Raw genomic sequence first — 3,124 nt, forward strand, 5'->3', positions numbered from 1 at the left:
ATCAGGACCCCTCGGCGGACGCCTCCCGAACGGGGATCTCCCGAACCTGACGGAGGCCCGCGAGGTGGGCTTCAGCCTCTGCCGACAGCGGGAAGGTCCCGCTGAGATCCGCCACCGTCCGCCCGTGGACCAGCCGACCGAAGGGGGCGCCCCCGGCCGCGTAGGTTCGTTTCAGCCCGTCGACGAGCGGGTCAGCGAGGCCCATCCGACTGAGGACCCGACCGACGGTCTCCGTGCCGACGTGGACGGAGTCGCCCTCGACGAGGATGAATGCGAACGGGCGGGCGTCGAACTGCGCTTCGAGGAACGCCTGTATCGGCTCGGCACCCCAGCGAACGGCTACGAGCTCGTCCGACCGATGGGTTGCCGCCTCGACGGCCGCGCGGAACAGCGGGTTGCTACCGTCGTAGACGAGAAGCGACTTTTTCACGTGTTCTCTAGGTGCGTCGGGGATTTGAGTGTTTGCGAGCGAGCAGAGACGGTCGCGTCAGCGCCGACCGGTTCGGGACAAGCCCCAAGACCCGACCGTCCGATGTCGGGGTTATGGGTGCAGATAGCATAGCACAGTTCGAGGAATCGTTGCAGGGACTCGCCGACAGTTGTCACCGGACGGACCGAGAGGGGTTCGCCGACACCCTCGCCGATGTGGTGGTCGAACCGGCGGTAGGCGCGTCGCTCCCCTTCGACGGCGTCTCGCTGGAGGGAACGCCGGTCGTCGTCGACCCGTCAGTCGACCAGCTTCAGGAGGCAGCGACGGGCGTGACCACGGCCGGGCTCGGAATCGCCAACTACGGAACCGTGACCGTCCGCTCCCGCGCCGAGGGGGACGAGCTCCTGAGCCTCTATCCCCGCCGGCACGTCGTCGTCCTCGAAGCGTCGGATATCGTCCCGGACATGTCCGCCGCCTTCGAGCGGCTCGCGGCGGAGTTCGACGACGGACAACGGAGCCAGGTGCTGACGACGGGGCCGAGTGCGACCGCCGACATGGGGTCGCTCGTCCAGGGTGTCCACGGGCCCGAAAGCGTCCACGTCATCGTCCTCGAATCATGAGTCGGCACGAGAAGGCCGCGGCCATCCGCCGGGTCATGGAGAGCGAAGGGGAGTCCATCAACCGGAATACGACGACCATCAATCAGCTTTCAGGCCATGCAATCGACCAGTTGGAGTCCTACGAGGAGTTGCGCGAGGCCGCCCGCGCGACGAAGGAAGCCGCAATCGAGGCGTTGCCTGACCTCATCGACGATGTGACCGAGGCCGTCGAGGAAAACGGCGGCACGGTCTACCTCGCACAGGACGCCGAGGACGCGAACCGATACATCGAGGGCGTGCTGGCGAACGCCGACGGCGACCATCTCGCGAAGAGCAAGTCCATGACGACCGAGGAGTTGGACCTCAACGACCACCTCGAGGAAGCGGGCTACGAGGTGACCGAGACCGACCTCGGGGAGTTCGTCATCCAGGTGGCCGACGAGGCGCCCTCCCACCTCATCGGCCCGGCGATGCACAAGTCGACGGCAGAGATCGCCGACCTGTTCAACGCCCAGTTCGATCTCGCGGAACCGCTCTCGGAGGACCCGCAGGAACTCACTGCCTTCGCCCGCGAGGAGGTCGGCCGGCGCATCCGCGACGCCGATGTCGGGCTGACCGGGGCGAACTTCGTCGTCGCCGAGAGCGGGACGATCTGTCTCGTCACCAACGAGGGCAACGCACGCAAGACGGCGGTGACGCCGCCGACCCACGTCGCCGTCACGGGCATCGAGAAACTGGTTCCCGAACTGACCGACCTCCAGCCGTTCGTCGAACTCATCGCCCGGACCGGCACCGGACAGGACCTTACCTCCTACCTGTCGCTTCTGACGCCGCCGGTCGAGACACCTGCCGTCGACTTCGAGGCGGGGGAGTACGTCGACGCCGACGACCGGGAGTTCCACCTCGTGTTGCTCGACAACGGCCGGATGGCGATGCGGGAGGACGAACAGTTGCGGGAGACGCTGTACTGCATCCGGTGTGGCGCCTGCGCCAACGCGTGTGCCAACTTCCAGTCGGTCGGTGGCCACGCCTTCGGCGGCGAGACCTACACCGGCGGCATCGGCACCGGCTGGGAGGCCGGCGTCCACGGCCTCGACGCGGCGGCCGACATGAACGACCTCTGTACCGGCTGTTCGCGGTGCGTCGAGAAGTGCCCCGTGAAGATCGACATCCCCTGGATCAACACGGTGGTCCGCGACCGCCTGAACCGCGAGACCGACCCCGACGAGTTCGATTTCCTCGTCGAGGGGCTCGTCCCCGACGAGGAACCCGGCGGGCTCGACCTCCAGAAGCGCTTCTTCGGGAACTTCGAAACGGTGGCGAAACTCGGCAGCAGGTTCCCGCGGCTCTCGAACGCGATGGCGGATACAGGCCCCGTTCGGACGCTGCTCGACCGAACCGTCGGTGTCGACCCGCGACGGGACCTCCCGACGTTCGCTCATGAGACCTTCCGGGAGTGGTTCGCCGATCGGGCCCTGTCCACCGCCGATGCCGACGCCGACGCCGACCGCGAGGTGGTCCTCTATGCCGACGCCTACACGAATTACTTCGACCCCGACCGGGGGAAGGCGGCCGTCCGGACGCTCGAGGCGCTCGGCTGTTCGGTCAGGGTGCCGCCGGTGCCCGAGAGCGGGCGGGCGCCCCTCTCTCAGGGGATGATAGCGACCGCCGACGAGCGGGCCAGCGAGGTCTACGCCGCACTCGCGGAGCACATCGACGCCGGCCGGGACGTGGTGGTCGTCGAACCCAGCGCCCTCGCGATGTTCCGCGACGAGTACGAGCGGCTCCTCCCGGAGCAGTCGGCCGAACGGCTCGCCGAAAACAGCTACGAGGTTTTCGAGTACGTCTACGGCCTGCTGGAGAACGGCGCGGACATCGACGAACTGGCGACCGTCGAGGACGACCGGGCGCTCACCTACCACAGCCACTGCCAGCAGCGCACCCTCGGACTGGAGCCGTACACGGTCGCGGTGCTGGAGGACGCCGGCTACGATATCACGACCACGGACGCGGAATGCTGCGGGATGGCCGGCAGCTTCGGCTACAAGTCCGAGTACTACGAACTCAGCGTCGACGTTGGCGAACGGCTACTCGA

The 3,124-nt window shown here is 67.5% G+C and carries 3 protein-coding genes; 2 read left to right on the top strand and 1 reads right to left on the bottom strand.

What is annotated here, in order from left to right; genetic code table 11:
* Position 1 precedes the first annotated feature (1 nt).
* Positions 2-430, bottom strand: coding sequence for a hypothetical protein (locus V5A53_RS14155; RefSeq protein WP_332314258.1), 429 nt, complete (start codon positions 428-430; stop codon positions 2-4).
* Positions 431-543: 113 nt separating this feature from the next.
* Here V5A53_RS14155 and V5A53_RS14160 point away from each other — a divergent pair, with 113 nt between their 5' ends.
* Positions 544-1,050 (top strand): LUD domain-containing protein, encoded by a 507-nt coding sequence (locus V5A53_RS14160; RefSeq protein ID WP_332314259.1) that lies wholly within the window; start codon positions 544-546, stop codon positions 1,048-1,050.
* A partial coding sequence (locus V5A53_RS14165) for an LUD domain-containing protein (RefSeq protein ID WP_332314260.1) occupies positions 1,047-3,124 on the top strand: 2,078 nt, incomplete at its 3' end. The genes V5A53_RS14160 and V5A53_RS14165, both read left to right, overlap by 4 nt.

The sequence above is a fragment of the Natronomonas sp. genome, assembly GCF_036625485.1.
GTDB lineage: Archaea > Halobacteriota > Halobacteria > Halobacteriales > Haloarculaceae > Natronomonas.

Excerpts from the sequence above, each read along its gene's own strand:
- V5A53_RS14160 (WP_332314259.1), top strand. The coding sequence starts at position 544 with ATGGGTGCAGATAGCATAGCACAGTTCGAGGAATCGTTGCAGGGACTC.